This is a genomic window from Liquorilactobacillus ghanensis DSM 18630 (assembly GCF_001435235.1).
Taxonomy (GTDB): Bacteria; Bacillota; Bacilli; order Lactobacillales; family Lactobacillaceae; genus Liquorilactobacillus; species Liquorilactobacillus ghanensis.
Genome location: NZ_AZGB01000018.1, coordinates 206,227 through 224,880 on the forward strand (window position 1 = coordinate 206,227; position 18,654 = coordinate 224,880).

The window sequence follows — 18,654 nt, forward strand, 5'->3', positions numbered from 1 at the left end:
CCTAGTATGCCATAATTTCTTTAGCTTTAGCGATAATGTCATTTTTGTTTGGTAGCCAATCACTTTCCGCCTCACTAAATGGATATGGCGTATTTGGTGCCGTAATTCGGCCAATTGGGGCATTTAAATATAAAATACCTTTTTCAGCAATCAATGCTGCTACCTGCGCACCGATTCCAGCTTGTTTTGGCGCTTCTTGAACAACAATTGCCCGACTGGTTTTTTCAACAGAAGCTAAAATTGTCTTTTCATCTAACGGTGAGATCGTTCGTAAGTCAACGACTTCAGCAGAAATTCCGGCTTTAGCCAGTTCATCGCTTGCTTTTAAACATTCTTGAACCATTGCACCATAACTAATCAATGATACATCCTGACCTTCACGAGCAATTGCCGCTTGATCTAACGGAATTGTATAAGCTTCATCTGGAACTTCTGCCTTAATTGAACGATATAATTTCATATGTTCCAAGAAAAAGACCGGATCATCTGACCGGATTGCCGAAATCAGCAATCCCTTTGCATCATACGGATTACTTGGGATTACTACTCGCAGACCTGGAACCTGAGCAATCAATCCCTCTAAGCTATCAGCGTGCAATTCCGGTGTATGCACCCCGCCGCCAAATGGAGCGCGAATCGTGATCGGCATCTTACGGGTGCCTCCCAAACGAAATCTAATTCGTGCCAACTGGCCAGCGATCTCATCCATTGCTTCATAGACAAAACCAAAGAATTGGATTTCCGGTACCGGTCGAAAACCTTTCAATGCCAAACCAGTACTCAATCCAATAATTCCCGATTCTGCCAATGGTGTATCAAATACCCGCTGAGCGCCGTGAGTTTTTTGTAAACCATCTGTTGCCCGGAAAACTCCACCATTTTTGCCAACATCTTCACCAAAAACAAGCACTTTCTCATCGCGAGCCAATTCTTCATCCATTGCTGCCGTGATTGCTTTAATCAACGTAGTTTTTGTCATGATCAATCAGCCTCCTTTGCCGTATAACGTTCAATTTCTTGTTGAATTTCTACCGGTGAATCTACAAAAGTATTTTGCAAATATTCACTAATTTTTTGTTTTGGCATATTCTCAACTTTATTAATTGCTTCATTAATTTCATTACGTGTTTCTTCGATCCAACTGTCTTCTTCTGCTTGTGTCCAAAGTCCCTTAGCTGTTAAGTACTTACGCATTCTAACTAACGGATCCCTTTGATGCCATAAATCATCCGTTTCCTTAGTCCGATAACGTTTAGGATCATCACCAGAAAGCGTATGTGGTCCATAACGATAAGTCAAAGTTTCAATTAAAACTGGTCCGTTGCCAGCAACAGCATAGTCACGTGCTTCCTTAGTTACTTTATAAACTGCCAAAGCATCCATGCCGTCAACTTGAACTCCCGGAATTCCTGCAGCAACAGCCTTTTGAGCCAGTGTTGGTGCTGCAGTCTGCTTGTTACGCGGTACTGAAATCGCAAAGCCATTATTTTGAACAATGAAAATGGCTGGGGCTTTAAAGGCACCAGCAAAATTAATTCCTTCATAGAAATCACCTTGGGATGTACCACCATCACCAGTATAAGTATAAGCTACTTGGCGCTGGTCTTTTAATTTAATTCCCAAAGCAACTCCAGCTGCTTGGACATACTGTGCCCCAATAATAATTTGTGGTGGTAAAGCTGCCAAATCAGCTGGATATTTATTGCCATCAACATGTCCTCTTGACCAAAGAAAAGCTTTATACAAAGGTAATCCGTGTCGTACCAATTGTGGGACATCACGATAAGCCGGTAAGAGGAAATCGGCTTTATCCAACGCAAAATTTGAAGCGATCTGACTGGCTTCTTCACCGGCTGTAGGTGCATAAAAGCCCAGCCGCCCTTGGCGATTTAATTTTGTCGAACGTTCATCTAATGTTCGTGACCAAACCATCTGATGAAACAGCTCTTTTAACTGATCATCACTTAGATCTGGTTCCCAATCTTTGTTAATAATTTTACCGTCTTCATTTAAAACTTTAACTGTCTTAAACTCTTTAGCTAGTTTATCCAGTTGGCTAAAATCAATAATGTTTTGAGACATTTGCCCAACCTCCTTAAATTGCTTAACATCTAAAAGTCAAAACCATAGTACCAATATAACATATAAAGTACTTGTGAAATATCATTTGAATTCAATCACTATAACCGCTTACATTACTATTCTAACGCTAATAAAACCGTTTTAAAAGATTGTTAGGTTGTTAACAATCTATTTTTGCCAGCAACCTTATTATTACTTCCTAAAAAGTTACCCAAAGTTAGAAAAATCTTATTATTTTTCTTGTCATTGTGATTAAATTAACAATCACTATTTAGATTCGGCTTTAATCGGCTTATTATATAAAAAAAAATCCAGCGGTCATTCCACTGGACTTCATCAAACTAGCAAACTTAAAATTTATTTAACTTTAGCAATTTTTCCTTGTTCAATATAAACAGCTAAAATCGATAGATCTGCCGGATTAACCCCACTGATGCGGCTGGCCTGAGCTAAAGTCTCTGGTTGAATTTTCTGCAATTTCTGCCGAGCCTCAGTTGCCAGTCCTTCAATCGCATCATAGTCAATTCGATCAGGAATTTTCTTAGCTTCCATCTTTTTAAGCTTTTCTACCTTATGATATTCTTTTTTAATATATCCGGCATACTTAAATTGAATCTCAACTTGTTCAATAACTCTTTGATCAAGTGGCTGGGATGGTGCTGGGATAAATCGCTGCAAATCAGCATAAGTTACTTCTGGACGCCGCAAAAATTCACTTGCCATCACACCATCTTTTAATGGTGCAACACCCTTTTCAGCTAAGAAATCATTCACTTGCTGGTTAGGTTTGATTCGTATTTCTTGCAAACGTTGCTTTTCAGCGGTGATCGCTGCCTTTTTAGCTAAAAATTGCTGATAGCGTTCTTCTGAAATCAACCCGATTTGATGCCCTAATTCAGTCAACCGCAGATCAGCATTATCATGCCGCAAAATCAGCCGATATTCAGCTCTTGAAGTTAATAAACGATATGGTTCATTTGTTCCTTTAGTTACCAAATCATCAACCATTACTCCAATATAAGCATCACTGCGTTTTAAAATCACTTCTTTTTTTCCTAAAGCGTGCAGTCCAGCATTAATACCGGCCAACATGCCTTGTCCGGCTGCTTCTTCATAGCCCGAAGTCCCGTTGGTTTGTCCAGCAGTATACAGCCCTTTAACCAACTTCGTTTCTAGCGTTGGGCGCAACTGATATGGAGAAACGATATCATATTCGATTGCATAGCCCGGACGCATCAATTGAGCATGTTCTAATCCTTGAACTGAATGAGTCATTTCCTGTTGAATTTCTTCTGGTAATGACGTTGATAGTCCTTGGAGATAATACTCATCTGTTTCCCGACCTTCCGGTTCAATGAAAATCTGGTGCCGTGGTTTATCGGCGAAACGGACGATCTTGTCTTCAATTGATGGGCAATAACGCGGACCAACCCCTTCAATTACACCTGAAAACATCGGAGCTCGATCTAAATTATCACGAATAATCTGATGTGTTTTCTCATTAGTGTAAGTCAACCAGCAAGGCAGTTGCTGATCTGACGGCAAATAATCAGCATCTTTACTTTCAAAACTGAAATGATTTGGCTTTTGATCACCCGGTTGTTCTTGTGTTTGGTCATAGTCAATTGTATTGCCGTCAACTCGTGGTGGGGTTCCAGTCTTGAAACGTTTCAGTTCAAAACCAAGTTTTTCTAAATTACCTGACAGCTTCTTTGCCGGTTGTGTATTATTGGGGCCCGAAGAATACATCAATTCACCAATAATAATCTTACCACGAGCTGCAGTTCCGGTAGTCAACACCACACTTTTAGCTTTGTAACGAGCTCCAGTATTAGTAATCACACCTTTAACTACCTGATCTTCAACAATCAAATTATCAACAATTGCCTGCCGCAAAGTCAAATGTGCCTGCCGTTCCAAGGTATGCTTCATTTCAATTGAATACATTCGTTTGTCAGCTTGAGCCCGCAAAGCACGAACAGCTGGGCCTTTCCCAGTATTTAGCATCCGCATTTGAACGTACGTCTTGTCAATGTTTCGGCCCATTTCACCACCTAAAGCATCAACTTCGCGAACCACGATCCCTTTAGCCGGCCCACCAATTGACGGATTGCAAGGCATAAAAGCAACCATTTCCAAATTAATCGTAATTAGTAATGTTTCATTACCCATCCGGGCAGCTGCCAGAGCGGCTTCACAGCCGGCATGACCAGCTCCGACAACAATTACATCATAATCTTTCCCTTGATATTCTTTGACTTCCATTCTTAATTCTCCTAAATTTTCCTATTCTGATTTAAAGCTATTTACCCAAACAAAATTGACTGAATAATTGATCTAATAATTCATCTTGATAGCTGTCACCAGTTATCTCACCTAATAAATCCCAACAGTTTGTCATGTCAATCTGAACTAAATCAACTGGCATCCCTTGTTTAATACCACGTAAAACATCATCCAAAGCCGCTTCAGCCTGTCGCAACAAAGCAATGTGCCGTGCATTAGTTACCATGATGGTTGTCTGACTATTTTCGATTCCTCCAAAAAACAAATCAGCAATTGCTTGTTCAAGCTGATCAAGTCCCTGATTTTTTAAGACCGACGCCTGCAGAATTTTTGTCTGCTGACTAACTAGCTGCTGAACCTGTTTAAGTTCCAGCTTACTTGGCAAATCAGCTTTGTTTAAAATAATCAGTCTTTTTTTAGCTGCAGTTAATTCCAGTAATTGCCGATCCTCTTTAGTTAATGGTTCACTATTGTTTAAAATAACCATTACCAAATCAGCTTGCTCAATTGCTTTTTTAGAGCGTTCAACACCAATTTTTTCAACTTTATCTTCCGTTTGTCGAATACCTGCTGTATCGATCAGCTTTAATGGCACTCCGCGAACATTAACGTACTCTTCAATTACATCACGGGTCGTGCCGGCAACATCGGTAACAATCGCTTTATCTTCATGCAAAAGATGATTTAACAGACTAGATTTGCCGACGTTCGGCCGACCAATAATTGCCGTTGCTAGTCCTTCTCGCAAAATCTTCCCCTGCTGAGCAGTCGTTAACAACTGTTTGATTCGCTGTTTGACTTCAATTGCTTTTTCTTGCAGCATTTTAGTTGTCAGGGTCTCTACATCATCATATTCAGGATAATCAATATTGACCTCAACTTGAGCTAATACATCCAAAATATCTTGGCGCAAATGCTTAATTAAATGCCCTAGGTTTCCATCTAACTGATTTAACGCTACTTTCATTGAACGATCCGTTTTCGCACGAATCAAGTCCATCACGGCTTCTGCTTGGGATAGATCGATCCGCCCATGTAAAAACGCCCGCTTAGTAAATTCACCTGGCTCAGCCAAACGAGCCCCATTGCTTAAAACTAACTGCAAAATTTTATTAGTGGGTACAATTCCACCATGACAATTGATTTCAATAATATCTTCTCTAGTAAATGTCTTAGGCGCTCGCATCACCGAAACCATAACTTCATCAACTTCTTGTTTAGTTGCTGGGTCAATAATATGACCATAATTGATGGTATGGCTAGCCACTTTCGTCAGATCGCGCCCCGCAAAAATTTTTTGAACAACCGCAACAGCTTGATCGCCGCTTAAACGGACAATCGAAATAGCTCCCTCACCAGGCGGTGTTGAGATAGCTGCAATCGTATCAAATTCCGTAACCATTTTCATGAATATTCTATCCTCCTGAAAATCCAACTTTAGACAATAAAAAAAGCGCCACTCCATGCTGAAAAACAATAGCATGGATAAAGCACTTTGACTACTTCATCGGTTAAGATAAGAATGATTGTCTTTAATATACTGGCAATTCTATCAATTGTCAACTGACCAAAATCAGTCCATTCCCGGAAGTCATCAGTCAAAATTCCAATTGATCAAATACGAAGATTTAGTTTAAATGGGCAACTAGTTGATTTTCAGTTTAGTTTCCATTCACAAACTGATTCCTACTGAAAACCAGCTTTGTTCTATCGTAAAGGTATGTAAACAAAACTTTTTTTGAAAATTTTTCACTAAAATGTGATTTTTATTAAAAAAAGCTTGCAATTTTAATTTTGGTAGCTATAATAATGAGTAACGATTATCAAGTTGAATTTTATTAAAGGAGGTTGAGCAGCATGTCGCCTGTATCTCGAATGTATTTGAACAATAACAATACTAACGCAGTTCAATATCTAGTGAGCCTAGTCATTATTAGCACGCGCGATGTGCTACTCAATGTCTCGGCTAGTTAAACTGCATTGACATTGAAAACCATCGCGCTAAGCAAAAACTTGGAGCGATGGTTTTTTCTATTTAGCAGCACCCATCGTTTTAAGTTAAAACGATGGGTGCTTTTTAATTATTCTCTCACTTAGCATTTCAATTTAATAATCGTTTTAAAGGAGGGATCATTTTCCAATTACTTGCTTAATCAATTTTTATGCCGTAATTATTCTGACTTAATCAACTGGTAATAGGGGATCAGCTTAATTAAATCAAATAAATCAATTTAATTCTGTTAACTTAACAAGGGGGATTCGTTTAATGGAAAATACAGCTACTGCTCACACCACAACCGTTAAAGAATATACTTATCGTATCTGTGCAGCTATCGCAAATGCTATTTTGGTAACACTGGGAATTGGATTATTATTGCAGACACTTGCTTCTTTTGTCCACTGGAATGCACTTTATCAAGTTGGGACAATGGCTAACGATCTACTGGCTCCGGCACTAGGAGTTGCAATTGCCTCACAACTGGAAACTAATTCATTAGTTATTTTCAGTTCTATGATTGCTTCAACTGTTGGTGCAAATGCCGTTCATTTTACTGCTGCCGCAGTTAATGGGACGACCGCTACCGGATCATCATTGATGCAAACAGCTGGAAGTGCCGTTTTTGCCACTGGTCAGCCGGTCAGTGCGGTTTTAGCTGGGTTGATCGCCGCTTTAGTTGGAAAATATCTAACTGGTAAAACACCATTAGATATGATGCTGGTTCCTTTGGGAGCTACTCTGGTCGGTGGAATTGCCGGATTAGGCTTAGCAGCTGTTACGACACCTTTGCTGTTGAATGTGAGTGCTTTTATTGCCAAAACAATGCAGATCAACCCATTAGTCGGCTCGATCTCCGTTTCACTCGTTTGGGCCTTATTCTTAATGACACCAGCTTCATCAGCTGCTTTGGCAATTGCTTTAACGCTTGATCCGATTTCTTCAGCTGCCGCTTTAATTGGAACAACATCACAATTCGTGGCTTTCACCGTAATGTCTTTCCGGCAAAATAATTTAGGAGCTAACATCGCACAAGGAATAATGACACCTAAAGTTCAATTTCCAAATTTGCTGGTTAACCCATTATTGCTGGTTCCTTCATTACTCTCAGCAATTGTTTGTGCTCCAGTAGCGACAATTTTGTTTAGTTTCCGTTCTACTTATAAACTGGCTGGCTTAGGTTTGAATTCACTCATTGCCCCGTTGGCATATGCTGCTCAAGGGTGGGGACCCTTTGCAATCTATATGTTCACCGGAGTTGTCTTACCAGCTGTAATTTCTTTAACGGCTTACGGTATGATGAAAAAAGCTGGCTTAATCAAAGATAACCAACTGCATCTGGAAATCGTCTAATTGATTTCGCAAGTAATCAGAAAAATGAAAATTGTTTAATATCAGTCAAAGTACGGGCTTTAATATTAGGGATAGATATAACTTAAACCAGTAATAATTGCTATATCAATAACCTGCTCTCGATCTGGTGGGTACGAAAGACAGGATTTTATTTGACTTAAAATTTTAACCGCTGAATAACTAGAGCGGCATTTAAGCAAAATCCATAAATCGTTGATTGAGCCAATTGAACAGTAATTATTTGGCCGTTAGTTATATTCAGCATTAAGAGCGATGGTTGACCACCTATCGCTCTTAATGTCTTTTCTATTTTAATGTGCTAACAAAACATCACATCGGGCTGCTCGAATGACATAAGATGCCACTGAACCAACAATCAATCGCTCAATAAAGTTCTTGCCGGTTGCACCCACAATAATCAAATCATTCTGATATTCTGGCTGAAAATCATTGACGATCACTGTCTTGGGATTGCCAAACCGCAAATGAGTAGTAATTTCAGCTGCTGGTAGCTGTTTTTCATCAATCAATTTCTGCTTTAAATTTTGCAAATAGCTTTCATTAACCTGTTCAACTTGATAGACTTTCTTTCCATCTAAAGACAGACCATTTCCATCGTAAGATAAAGAGTTTAAATTCAACACTTGTAAGATATCTAAATGTGCCTGCTGACGTTGAGCAACTTTAACTGCCTTTTTTAAAGCAGCTTCTGCTCCAGCGGATCCGTCAACAGCTACTAGAATTCGTTGATATTTTATTTCCATTTGCTCCACCTGTCCTTTTACCTTTATTTACCAACCGCACTTCTGACCTAAATCAACCATCTCGCTAATGCTCAACAGAAAATACATGCTCGGCATATTAATTATCAACATCTGTGAACACTGACATCGTAATTTTTAACGTGATGCAGCATTAAATTGCTGTTTTTAAATTTTATACATCGGCAGCCTCAATTAAGGATACTGGCATCGGTCATTGCTTTGAATAAATCTTTTCTTATCTCTTAGATAAATTCAGACTGGTTTAAACGTAATAATATTTTAATTTCGACACTGGACTCAATTTATTTTCACCCCCTAACTTATAATATATTATAAGCTTATGCTAACGGATTCAGTTACAATTATAATCAGTATAGTCCTAATTTTAAATAAGTCGGCTAAACTGTGCTCAAACTCAAGCTGGCCAAAACAACAACGGCCAGCGTCACTGTAATTAACAACTTATTAGTAAAAAAGTTCCGCAAAACTGGCGAAGGCATTTGATGCAAATCCATCCACCTTTGGATTTGGGGACGAAAATACAATAAAACGACTAAGCCGGCTATTCCACCTAACATTAAAATAGCTCCACTGATTTCAGAAGCAACTAAAGGCGGCAAAGATTGCAGGATAAAATACATAAAATCACCTAAAATAAAATTATTAAAAATATGCAATGCTAATGACCAAAAAATACCATAAGTCAAGGCCGTATAACCTAAAACCAAACCAATTAGAAAAGCAAATGGGCTTTGGACAAAGTTGGTATGGTATAACCCAAATAAATATGCTGAAGCAATGATTGCTAACCGATAATTTACTTGACTAAACCTGCGCAGTACCACTCCTCGAAAAACCAGTTCCTCCATCAGCGGTCCCAGTAACGCTGCATATAACAGCATTGACCAGCTTTGACTATGCTGAGTTGCCGTTTCCAATTGCTGCAATACACTCAAACCGAAAAGTCGAAAAATCACTTCTAACAGCTGGCCTAAAAGGCTGGCCACGATTTGACCAGTCATCAATACCAATAATAAGCTAATAAATATTTTTAATTTCATCTTTTGCTGACCGGGCTGCACGTACTGCCGCCAATCTTTTTTTGAAGATATGATCATGACAAACAAAAATCCTAAGGCGATCGCCACTAAATAAGGAAGACCACTCCGATGAAGCAATCCATTTGAAAAACCAGCATATTTTTTTAAAACCACCATCATTACTAAAGCACTGATTTGAAAAATCAAAAAATAAATCAGTGTTGCTCCAATGGTTCGGTTGATTTTTTGTCGTTCATTGAGCTGCTGTTTCTTAAAAAGTTTCATCAATTCACCCCATTCTGGTTACTTAAGTATAATAGTTTCAAAACTAGCTGACAAATCTCCTTTATTGATTAATCCATAAATACCCAACCAATAAAAAATAACCCAGGAAATAATTAAAAAGTGAAGATAATCATTGATCATCCCCACTTTTCCAATTTGTAATAATTATGAATAAATCGTTCTTAATTACCCAGCACAACCATCTATCACTGATCGTTGTCCTTGTGCTTACTATTGCTTCAATAACTGTTGATGACGTGCCAGCATTTGCGTCGTCCGTTCAACCGAAAGTTTGCCTAAAGTTTGCAACTTTCTTTCTACCATCTCCAAAACTTGAATCCGGTCGGTCGGACTACCAACAAAGTCGTAACGATCACCATCAATAACCAACAGTGGCGAGATCTGATAAGATTTCATCCACTCATCATAATAACCTAGTAAGCGATGGTAATAACTTACCAATGATGGGTCATTTTTAACTAATTCATACTCACGGCCGCGTTTATTAATTCGGCTGATCATTGTTTCGTAGGAAACCTTAATAGTAATCATCAGATCCGGTGATTTCTTTTTTGCCGCATATGGCAATTCTTCCATCATATTATTTAATAAACTTTTGTAGATGCGATACTCGACTTGAGTTGCATTTCCCAAGTCTGTATTCATTTTCATAAAAAGTTCATCTTCATAAATCGATCGATCAAGGATGTTATTGTCATCTTGCATCGCCTCTTTGATCATTTTAAAACGACGATTCAAAAAATATGTTTGTAACAGATAAGCATAGGGATTAGTGGCTTCTTCATCACCCGCCGCACGTTTTTGTGCCGCAATCTCATTTCCTTTATAGAAAAGCGGTAATACCGGATTATCTTCGACTGGTTCAAAAAAAGCCTTCGTTCCTAATTCTTTAGCCAAAATTCCTGTTAAACTCGATTTACCGGAGCCGATAATTCCAGATAATGTAATCAAAATGATTGCTCCACCCTTTCGTATCTTTAATTTGCTTTTACAGACTAACTACCATCTTACTAGATGGTTGGTTAAAAATAAAGCACTCTTAAACCAAAATATAGTATTATAACGTTAGCACTATCCAATCCTAAGTATTTTACAAAGTGAGGTTTTTTATCTTGAATAAAGTTTATCTAGCCGCCCCATTCTTTAGTGACCAGCAGCAGCAGCGAATCCAGCTAGTCAAACAAAAGCTGCAAATTAATCCAACGATCGATTCACAAAATGTTTTTCTTCCGCAAGAACACCAATTTGAAGAAGAGCCTTTCGGCAGTCGTGCTTGGCAGCAATATGTTTTTGCTTCTGATATTCGTCAAATTCAACGTGCTGATATTTTGGTAGCCATTCTTGATTACAAATTAGAAGAAGGCGATAATGAAGGTGATTCAGGAACTATGTTTGAAATCGGCACGGCTTTTCAGGCACGTATACCAATTGCGGTCGTTCAATTTGATCCTCAGAAAAAATTGAATTTAATGATTGCTCAGAGCCTAACAGCTTATTTTGATGCCAGTCACCAAGGACTGACTGAATTGGCTGCATATAATTTTGATGAGCTAAAATCTAAACCTGCCGATCGTGAAGTTTTTTAAAATAGTTTAATATAATCTAAAAAGGACCGTCAGTCAACAAAGTGCTGATGATCCTTTTTAGATTAGCTATTAACCACATAGCTAAAAGAAACGGTGGTCTGCTCGACGAACATTCGCATGTCTTTTCTTCAACAACTCAGAAACTTTTTCTTTAAACGCAATTAATTCGATTACTGTTCCGATGAAAATTGCCAGTAATACTATCAGAATCATCAGCGTTAAAGAATTAACAATTGAAATCAATCACAGGCTTTCCTTTCTGTAGCTAAGTTGAATAACCTCAAAACTTTCTACAGTTTTAAGGTATACCTAAATTTAGCTTTTGTAAATATAAAACGATAAAAAATGTTTTAAAAATTAGATTTTAGTCGGTTTCCCTTTTTTCTTTCTCAGTTAATAGATTCAATTGTTCTAAATGATTCGTAATTGTTTTATAATGGCTGGCTTTCCGATCAATATTTTCAACTAATTCGTTTAATTTTTGATTTTCTGTCTGTGCTCGCGTAACAATTTCTGAAACACTTTTAGTCGCACTTTGAAGTGCTTTCCCATTTTGTTGTTGAATTTCAGCAACACTACTCATCTTTTGACTCAGTTTGTTTTTAGCATCACTGATCGTCCCCATATCTTGGTTAGAGCGATTGACCATTTCATTGGCTTGATCGACACTGGTTTTACCTTGAGTAACCTGCTTCTCCAAACCTCGAACCAATTCAGCTAACTGTTCCATTCCATTCAAAATTTCTTTAGAAAATGATTGCGTTTCTTGAGAAAGCGACGTGGTTTCACGAGCTACTACCGCAAATCCTCGTCCTGCTTCACTAGCCTTGCTAGCTTCAATTGAGGCATTTAAAGCTAACAACGATGTACTTTCAGCTATCTCATTAATATTTTTAACTTTAGCTTCAATTTGATTAAATTCTGTCCCTAGTTTAGTAATAATGGTTGAAAATCCCAGCAAAATATTGGTTAGTTGATTAAAATGTTCCAAAGTCTGTTTAAAATTTTGCTGTGAAGATTCAACCGTTATCCCTGTTAAATCAAGTTGATCAGACATGTTAGCAATCTGTTGTTCTAAATGATCATTTCCTTTTGAAATTTGAACAACCTGTTGAGAGACATTTTCAATTTCTGTGACAGTTTGCTGATTTCCTTTTGAAAGGTCATTCAAGCCTAATGACGTGACACCTTCTTTTTCCAACAACTCTTTAAATTGTTGCTGTGTTTGCCCAGCCAATGCTTGAACTGCCAGTAATTCTGAAGTATCCGGGTCTTTAGGACTGGATACCTGCTCAGTAGCTTGCGTCACCGCTTTGGTAATTTGTTTTCGATTTGTATGAAATAACATTTTCCATCACTCATTTCCTTTTTTCTTTAATTGCTAATAAAACCATCGTTTGATTAAAGTGCTGCCAATTAAATTGTTCACCATTGCTGATAAACCCTAACTGTTGCGTTGCTGATTGATTTAGTGATTTTAAAACTTTCGGCCATTGTTGCGTTTGCAATAAATATTGATTACGCAAAGTACAATGAATTGAAAAAATTAATTGGGCATGGTCAATTTGCTGTCGGGTATGGGCTAAAATTTGTTCAATGTTTCCTGGAGCCAGTACTTCTAAAAAAGTATTTGGAATAATTTGGGCATAGAAACTCATCGAATGATCAGCATTAATCTTTTGTGGTGAATTGATGTAAATCTCATTATCCAGTTTTTTCCCTAACGGATGCTTGATAAAAGTGTCGGCTAGTTTAGCGACACTGATTCCCAACTGACTTGCATATTCTTCAGCTGCTGGTCGACCATTAAACGTATAAACTACCCGTTTTAACGGATCAGCTTTTGTGACCAGCATCCGCTTGCCGGTCGGTAAATACAGATTTTCTTTGATAAGAGAAACTTCAGCTGGCAGATCAAAAAAGATCGCTAAATTAGTCAACCGTCGAGTTCCCAATGAAAGCAATGTTTTACCCTGCTGGATGTCCCCGGCACTGCCACCAATCATTTTAAATCGATGATTCAAAAAATAAAAAGTCGTTAGTATCATCTCTTCATGTGCTCGGTAACCATCACACAATAAAAATAAAAATGCATTAGGTTTTGTTTCGACCCGATGATAAGCCTGCTGTAAACGTGTTAATGACAAAATTGGCGGCTCGCTAATCGGTACCAGTTGCGCGTACTGACTCGCAAAGGTCAATCCCGAAAAACCCGTTTGACTAACTTGAGTTGCCGTTACTAAACTTTCACTAGAACAAAGCACAACATTTTCAGGCATGAATTTAATTGCCTGAGCAACTAACTGATTCTTACCAAAAAGGATTAAGTCTTGATCAGAATGGCTTAATGCGTATTGTTTGATCGAATCTGCATCAGAAAATGAAATTGTTTCCATCATTATCTCCTATTATTTTTATTCTTGATTCAGTTTTTATATCGTCTAATATCAATAAAATTAAACATTTTTCTTTGAGTTTATTTAAAAAACTTATTTCTTGTTTTTTAGAATTTTTATTAATTAAATGTTGACATAAGATTAAAAATGCGTTAAATTATTTTTAAACAAAGACGAAGGGAGTTCTTCAAATGGTAGTCAATACAACTAAAAACTTTACAATTGTATTTGCCCTACTACTATAGCTGAGGACTCTGACATTTTAGTCGAGTCCTATTTGCAGTTATAGGAGTGGGGCTCGAGTAAGCATTAAGCGTCTCATTCTGAATGAATGAGGCGCTTTTCTTTTTGCCTAAATCGTTTTTAATCATTTCTAATCAAGTATCCATAAACGGAAAGGAAGCTGACTATGAGTATTAAAAAAATTGCTGTTTTACGTGGTGATTATATTGGACCCGAAATCATGAAAGCCGGTTTAGCTGTACTTACAGCCGCAACTAAAGAAAGTGATTTTTCATATCAAATAATTGATTATCCTTTTGGCGGAGCGGCGATCGATCAAACTGGTACTCCGCTACCTGAAACAACCATTCAAGGTTGCCAAGCAGCTGATGCTATTTTATTAAGTGCCATCGGTGGACCAAAATGGGATCAGGCTCCTAAGCGTCCTGAAGCCGGTCTATTAGAAATCAGAAACAAACTTGGTTTATTTGCTAACATCCGGCCAACTAAAATTAATCCAATTTTAGCTCAACGATCCCCCATCAAACCAGAAGTAATTGCTGGAACTGATTTTGTAATCGTCCGTGAGTTGACCAGTGGTATTTATTTTGGTCAACCACGAAGCCAAACCGCTGATGCAGCACTAGATACTTCGACATACACCGCCGAAGAAATCGAACGAATTATTCGTGTAGGTTTCCAGATGAGCCAACATCGAAAACAACACGTTACGATCGTCGATAAAGCTAACGTCCTAGCAACCTCCAAACTTTGGCGGCAAGTTGCTGAAAAAGTCAGCCGTGATTATCCGACTGTTACTTTGGATTACTGTTATGTGGACGCTGCCGCAATGAAAATCATTTCACAGCCTACCTTCTTCGACGTAATTATTACTGCTAATCTATTTGGTGACATTTTAAGCGATGAGGCTTCCGTTTTAACAGGATCACTGGGAACAATTCCATCAATGAGTTCTGGAAGTACTGGTCCTAGCCTTTATGAACCAATTCATGGTTCAGCTCCTGATATTGCCGGAAAAGGAGTTGCTGATCCAATTTCTATGATTCAAAGTATTGAAATGATGCTGCGCGAATCTTTTCAAGAAAATCAGCTAGCTGATCAAATAGCTCAGGCAGTTCAAAAAACAATTGCTGCCAAAGTTTTACCGCCTGATTTGGGCGGTACGGCCTCTACTCAGGTAGTAACTGAACAAATTATCAAGAATTTGAAAGGATGAATAAAAAATGGGGAAAACATTATTTGACAAACTTTGGGAAAAACACGTTATCAGCGGTCCTGCTGGCCAGCCACAATTAATTTATGTTGATTTGCACTTAGTTCACGAAGTTACCTCACCGCAAGCTTTTGAGGGCTTAAGAATCAATCATCGTCAAGTCCGGCGACCAGATAAGACATTTGCAACCATGGATCATAATGTTCCAACTAAAGATATTTTCAACATTCAAGATCAAATTTCCCGCAAACAAATTGAAACTTTGCAGCAAAACTGTCAGGAATTTGGGATTCGCTTGGCTGATATGGGCAATGCTGATCAAGGTATCGTTCATGTTATCGGGCCACAGCTTGGATTGACTCAGCCTGGTCAAGTTGTAGTTTGCGGTGACTCACATACCGCGACTCATGGTGCTTTTGGTTCAATTGCTTTTGGAATTGGAACTTCTGAAGTTGAACATGTTTTGGCTACCCAGACCATTTGGCAGCTCAAACCTAAAACCATGGGGATTCACCTGCATGGACAACTACAACCAGGTGTTGCTGCTAAAGATATCATTATGGCTTTAATTGCACAAAATGGCGTGGATTTCGGTACTGGTTATGCAGTTGAGTTCTTTGGAGATACTTTACAGCAGTTATCAATGGAAAATCGAATGACCATTTGTAACATGGCAATTGAAGGTGGAGCAAAAATGGGGATGATGCGCCCAGATCAAATTACTTTTGATTATCTGCGCGGCCGGAAATATGCTCCGCAAAATATGGCAAAAGCAATTGAATATTGGCAACAATTTTATACCGATGATGTTAGTGATTACGATCGTGTGATCGACTTTGATGTTAGTCAATTAGCACCATATGTTTCATGGGGAACAAATCCGGCTATGGCTGTCCCAGTGACCGGAAAATTGCCGGAAATTACCGATATGAACATTCAACGAGCTTACAATTACATGGATTTAAGCCCAGCCAGCAAAGCTACTGAAATCCCGATTCAATGGATCTTTATCGGTTCGTGTACTAATGGTCGCTTAGCTGATATAAAAGAAGCTGCTAAAGTTTTAAAGGGTAAAAAGATTGCTCCTAATGTTACTGCATGGATCGTCCCTGGTTCACGAGCCGTCAAAAATGCAGCTGAAAAACTTGGGTTAGATAAGATTTTCAAAGACGCTGGTTGCGAATGGCGTGATCCCGGTTGCTCTGCTTGTTTAGCAATGAATCCCGACAAGGTTCCAGCTGGCATTCACTGTGCCTCAACCACCAACCGTAATTTCGAGGGACGGCAGGGAAAAGATGCCCGCACACATTTAGCCAGCCCCGCAATGGTCGCAGCTGCTGCTATTTATGGTCATTTCATTGATATTCGCCAAAAGGAGGCAATTTAATATGGATGCAATTACAATTCATCAAGGAACCACTATCCCATTAATGAACAATAACATTGATACCGATCAAATTATTCCCAAACAGTTTTTAAAAAATATTTTGAAGATTGGTTACGGTAAACATCTTTTTCATGATTGGCGTTACTTGGATGATGGTACGCCTAATCCTGACTTTATCTTAAATGCACCTGAACGACAGCAAGCAACTATTTTGATCAGTGGCGATAATTTTGGCTGTGGATCTTCACGCGAGCACGCTGCTTGGGCATTGAAAGACTGGGGATTCAAAATAATTATTGCCGGTAGTTACAGTGACATTTTCTTTATGAATTGCACTAAAAATGGATTGTTGCCCATTATCCTACCTCAAGCCGCCCGACAACATTTAGCTAAATTAGCTCCAGATCAAGTAATTACCGTTGATTTGCCGCAGCAAAAAGTCAGTTGCCCAGATCAAACTTATTTCTTTAAAATCGATGCCACTTGGAAAAACAAATTTATTCAAGGGATCGATGATATCGATTTGACGCTGCAGCATGCTCAAGAAATTAATGATTTTGAACAAAATATTCCGACTTTTAACTAATTTAGAGGGGGAAAATTAATTTATGGAAGAATCAGCTAATATTCAAAAAAGTACCTATTCAGCTCAAGCGCGGCAATTAAAGACCCGAATGGACCAAATTCAGCCAACTAAAACCTTTTATAAAATTTTCATCTTAGTCTCAGCCGGAATGTTTCTTGATGCAATTGATGTTTATTTGGCTAGTGGGGTCAGCAGTTATTTACTTAAAACCGGTTGGTCAAACTTAAAATTTAATTCGATTTTTCTGTCAGTCGGATTTTTCGGTTTATTCCTTGGATCAGTTTTTGCTGGTTTAATTGGTGATTTTTTCGGACGCAAAAAAGCTTATCAGTTAAATTTATTAGTTTTCGGGTCTTTCACTCTGATTGGAGCTTTTGCACCAAATATGTATTTCTTAATTGTCTGCCGTTTAATTGCTAGTATCGGGTTAGGTACTGAAATCGTTACTGGATTTTCAATGATCAATGAATTTGCACCGATTAAAAGTCGTGGTCGCTGGTGTGCCTTAACGTCATTCATTGCCAACTGTGGTGCTCCCATTACGATGCTGTTATGCACGCTGCTGATTCCCCGCTTTTCTTGGCGGATCATGTTCGTACTTTCTGGTGCAGCTGCTTTAATTTTATGGTACTTTCGCCGAAACTTGCCGGAATCACCGCGTTGGAGTATTACCCACCAAAAATATCAAGCTGCTCAAACGGTAATTACCAAATTAGAAACTGAAATGACCGCCGCTGGAATTGCTAAAGCTCCGTTGCCCAACGAACAAAATGCTGAACAAGCCGCTCAGGACATTAATGCTCACTTTGGTCGTAATTTATTCGTGGCTATTTTCGCAGTTTCAGCCGCCATTGTCTGCCAATATACCTTTACTTCTTGGGTACCAACTTTGTTAGTTAAACAAGGTATTAATATTGTTTCTTCGTTAGGCTTCACCACTGTTATGATGCTTGGTGCTCCAGTTGGCGCATTCTTGGGGTCTCAGCTAGTTGATCGAATTGGTCGAAAACCAACAATCGTCACGGCTTTTATTGCTGCGGCAGCCTTAGGCATGATTTACTCACATCAAAATAGTGCCCCAATGGTTATGTTTATCGGCTTTTTATTAACATCTTGCTTTTATATTTTAATGGCTTCGGTTGTCGGTGTTTATGTTTCTGAGCTATTCACGACCAAATATCGTTTTCGTGGATCGGGAATTGCCAATGGTATCTCTAAATTAATTACCGTCGGCATGCCATTAGTCGTTTCTTGGCTGTTAAGTGTCTCAAACGCAAATATGATTTTTATTTTAATCAGTGCTTTTGCGATAATTGCCGGACTAATCGTTTTCTTCTTTGGCCCTGAAACTAATAATCAAATTTTGGAATAAAAAAATTGGGAAAACTGTCAATTTTGATAGCTTTCCCAATTCCT

General features: G+C 38.5%; 16 protein-coding genes. 6 read left to right on the plus strand and 10 right to left on the minus strand.

Annotated elements, in window-relative coordinates; all coding sequences use genetic code 11:
* Window position 1 precedes the first annotated feature (1 nt).
* The 4 genes from FC89_RS08405 to mnmE all read right to left on the minus strand — a co-directional run bounded on the left by FC89_RS08405 (window position 2) and on the right by mnmE (window position 5,776).
* Window positions 2–979, minus strand: a complete 978-nt coding sequence (locus FC89_RS08405) for an alpha-ketoacid dehydrogenase subunit beta (RefSeq protein ID WP_057872112.1) — start codon at window positions 977–979, stop codon at window positions 2–4.
* A gap of 2 nt (window positions 980–981) precedes the next feature.
* Entirely contained in the window at window positions 982–2,082 is a 1,101-nt protein-coding gene (gene pdhA / locus FC89_RS08410; protein ID WP_057872113.1) for a pyruvate dehydrogenase (acetyl-transferring) E1 component subunit alpha, read from the minus strand.
* Window positions 2,083–2,439: 357 nt separating this feature from the next.
* The gene (gene mnmG / locus FC89_RS08415; protein WP_057872114.1) at window positions 2,440–4,347 is read right to left on the minus strand and encodes a tRNA uridine-5-carboxymethylaminomethyl(34) synthesis enzyme MnmG; all 1,908 of its coding nucleotides are present in this window, start codon (window positions 4,345–4,347) and stop codon (window positions 2,440–2,442) included.
* Between the two features lie 37 nt (window positions 4,348–4,384).
* The gene (mnmE, locus tag FC89_RS08420; RefSeq protein ID WP_057872115.1) at window positions 4,385–5,776 is read right to left on the minus strand and encodes a tRNA uridine-5-carboxymethylaminomethyl(34) synthesis GTPase MnmE; all 1,392 of its coding nucleotides are present in this window, start codon (window positions 5,774–5,776) and stop codon (window positions 4,385–4,387) included.
* Between the two features lie 858 nt (window positions 5,777–6,634).
* On the opposite strand from mnmE, the gene FC89_RS08425 reads away from it, so the two are divergent.
* Window positions 6,635–7,717, plus strand: coding sequence for a PTS sugar transporter subunit IIC (locus FC89_RS08425; RefSeq protein WP_057872116.1), 1,083 nt, complete (start codon window positions 6,635–6,637; stop codon window positions 7,715–7,717).
* Window positions 7,718–8,028: 311 nt separating this feature from the next.
* Here the strand turns inward: FC89_RS08425 and FC89_RS08430 are convergent, their stop codons facing one another.
* The 3 genes from FC89_RS08430 to FC89_RS08440 form a co-directional block, all read right to left on the minus strand.
* Window positions 8,029–8,481: a universal stress protein gene (locus FC89_RS08430; protein WP_057872117.1), complete on the minus strand. Its 453-nt coding sequence runs from the start codon at window positions 8,479–8,481 to the stop codon at window positions 8,029–8,031.
* 398 nt (window positions 8,482–8,879) lie between these two features.
* Window positions 8,880–9,806: a CPBP family intramembrane glutamic endopeptidase gene (locus tag FC89_RS08435; RefSeq protein ID WP_057872118.1), complete on the minus strand. Its 927-nt coding sequence runs from the start codon at window positions 9,804–9,806 to the stop codon at window positions 8,880–8,882.
* A gap of 231 nt (window positions 9,807–10,037) precedes the next feature.
* Window positions 10,038–10,778: a deoxynucleoside kinase gene (locus tag FC89_RS08440; protein ID WP_057872119.1), complete on the minus strand. Its 741-nt coding sequence runs from the start codon at window positions 10,776–10,778 to the stop codon at window positions 10,038–10,040.
* A gap of 161 nt (window positions 10,779–10,939) precedes the next feature.
* Here FC89_RS08440 and FC89_RS08445 point away from each other — a divergent pair, with 161 nt between their 5' ends.
* Complete coding sequence (locus tag FC89_RS08445; RefSeq protein ID WP_057872120.1) at window positions 10,940–11,413, plus strand: nucleoside 2-deoxyribosyltransferase; 474 nt, start codon at window positions 10,940–10,942, stop codon at window positions 11,411–11,413.
* Window positions 11,414–11,494: 81 nt separating this feature from the next.
* Here the strand turns inward: FC89_RS08445 and FC89_RS12580 are convergent, their stop codons facing one another.
* The 3 genes from FC89_RS12580 to FC89_RS08455 all read right to left on the minus strand — a co-directional run bounded on the left by FC89_RS12580 (window position 11,495) and on the right by FC89_RS08455 (window position 13,809).
* On the minus strand, window positions 11,495–11,656 hold the full coding sequence (locus FC89_RS12580) for a hypothetical protein (protein WP_157060694.1): 162 nt from the start codon (window positions 11,654–11,656) through the stop codon (window positions 11,495–11,497).
* Window positions 11,657–11,777: 121 nt separating this feature from the next.
* Window positions 11,778–12,761 carry a methyl-accepting chemotaxis protein gene (locus tag FC89_RS08450; protein WP_057872121.1) on the minus strand — a complete coding sequence of 328 codons (984 nt, stop codon included), beginning with the start codon at window positions 12,759–12,761 and terminating at the stop codon, window positions 11,778–11,780.
* A 10-nt stretch (window positions 12,762–12,771) separates the two neighbouring features.
* Window positions 12,772–13,809, minus strand: coding sequence for an FIST signal transduction protein (locus FC89_RS08455; RefSeq protein ID WP_057872122.1), 1,038 nt, complete (start codon window positions 13,807–13,809; stop codon window positions 12,772–12,774).
* Between the two features lie 409 nt (window positions 13,810–14,218).
* Between FC89_RS08455 and leuB the strand changes: the two genes are divergently transcribed.
* The 4 genes from leuB to FC89_RS08475 are packed head-to-tail and all read left to right on the plus strand — an operon-like array spanning window position 14,219 to window position 18,610.
* Window positions 14,219–15,268: a 3-isopropylmalate dehydrogenase gene (gene leuB, locus FC89_RS08460; protein ID WP_057872123.1), complete on the plus strand. Its 1,050-nt coding sequence runs from the start codon at window positions 14,219–14,221 to the stop codon at window positions 15,266–15,268.
* A 7-nt stretch (window positions 15,269–15,275) separates the two neighbouring features.
* Window positions 15,276–16,652, plus strand: coding sequence for a 3-isopropylmalate dehydratase large subunit (gene leuC / locus FC89_RS08465; protein ID WP_057872124.1), 1,377 nt, complete (start codon window positions 15,276–15,278; stop codon window positions 16,650–16,652).
* 1 nt (window position 16,653) lies between these two features.
* Window positions 16,654–17,238 (plus strand): 3-isopropylmalate dehydratase small subunit, encoded by a 585-nt coding sequence (gene leuD / locus FC89_RS08470; RefSeq protein ID WP_057872125.1) that lies wholly within the window; start codon window positions 16,654–16,656, stop codon window positions 17,236–17,238.
* Between the two features lie 22 nt (window positions 17,239–17,260).
* Window positions 17,261–18,610 carry an MFS transporter gene (locus FC89_RS08475; protein ID WP_057872126.1) on the plus strand — a complete coding sequence of 450 codons (1,350 nt, stop codon included), beginning with the start codon at window positions 17,261–17,263 and terminating at the stop codon, window positions 18,608–18,610.
* Window positions 18,611–18,654: the final 44 nt, after the last annotated feature.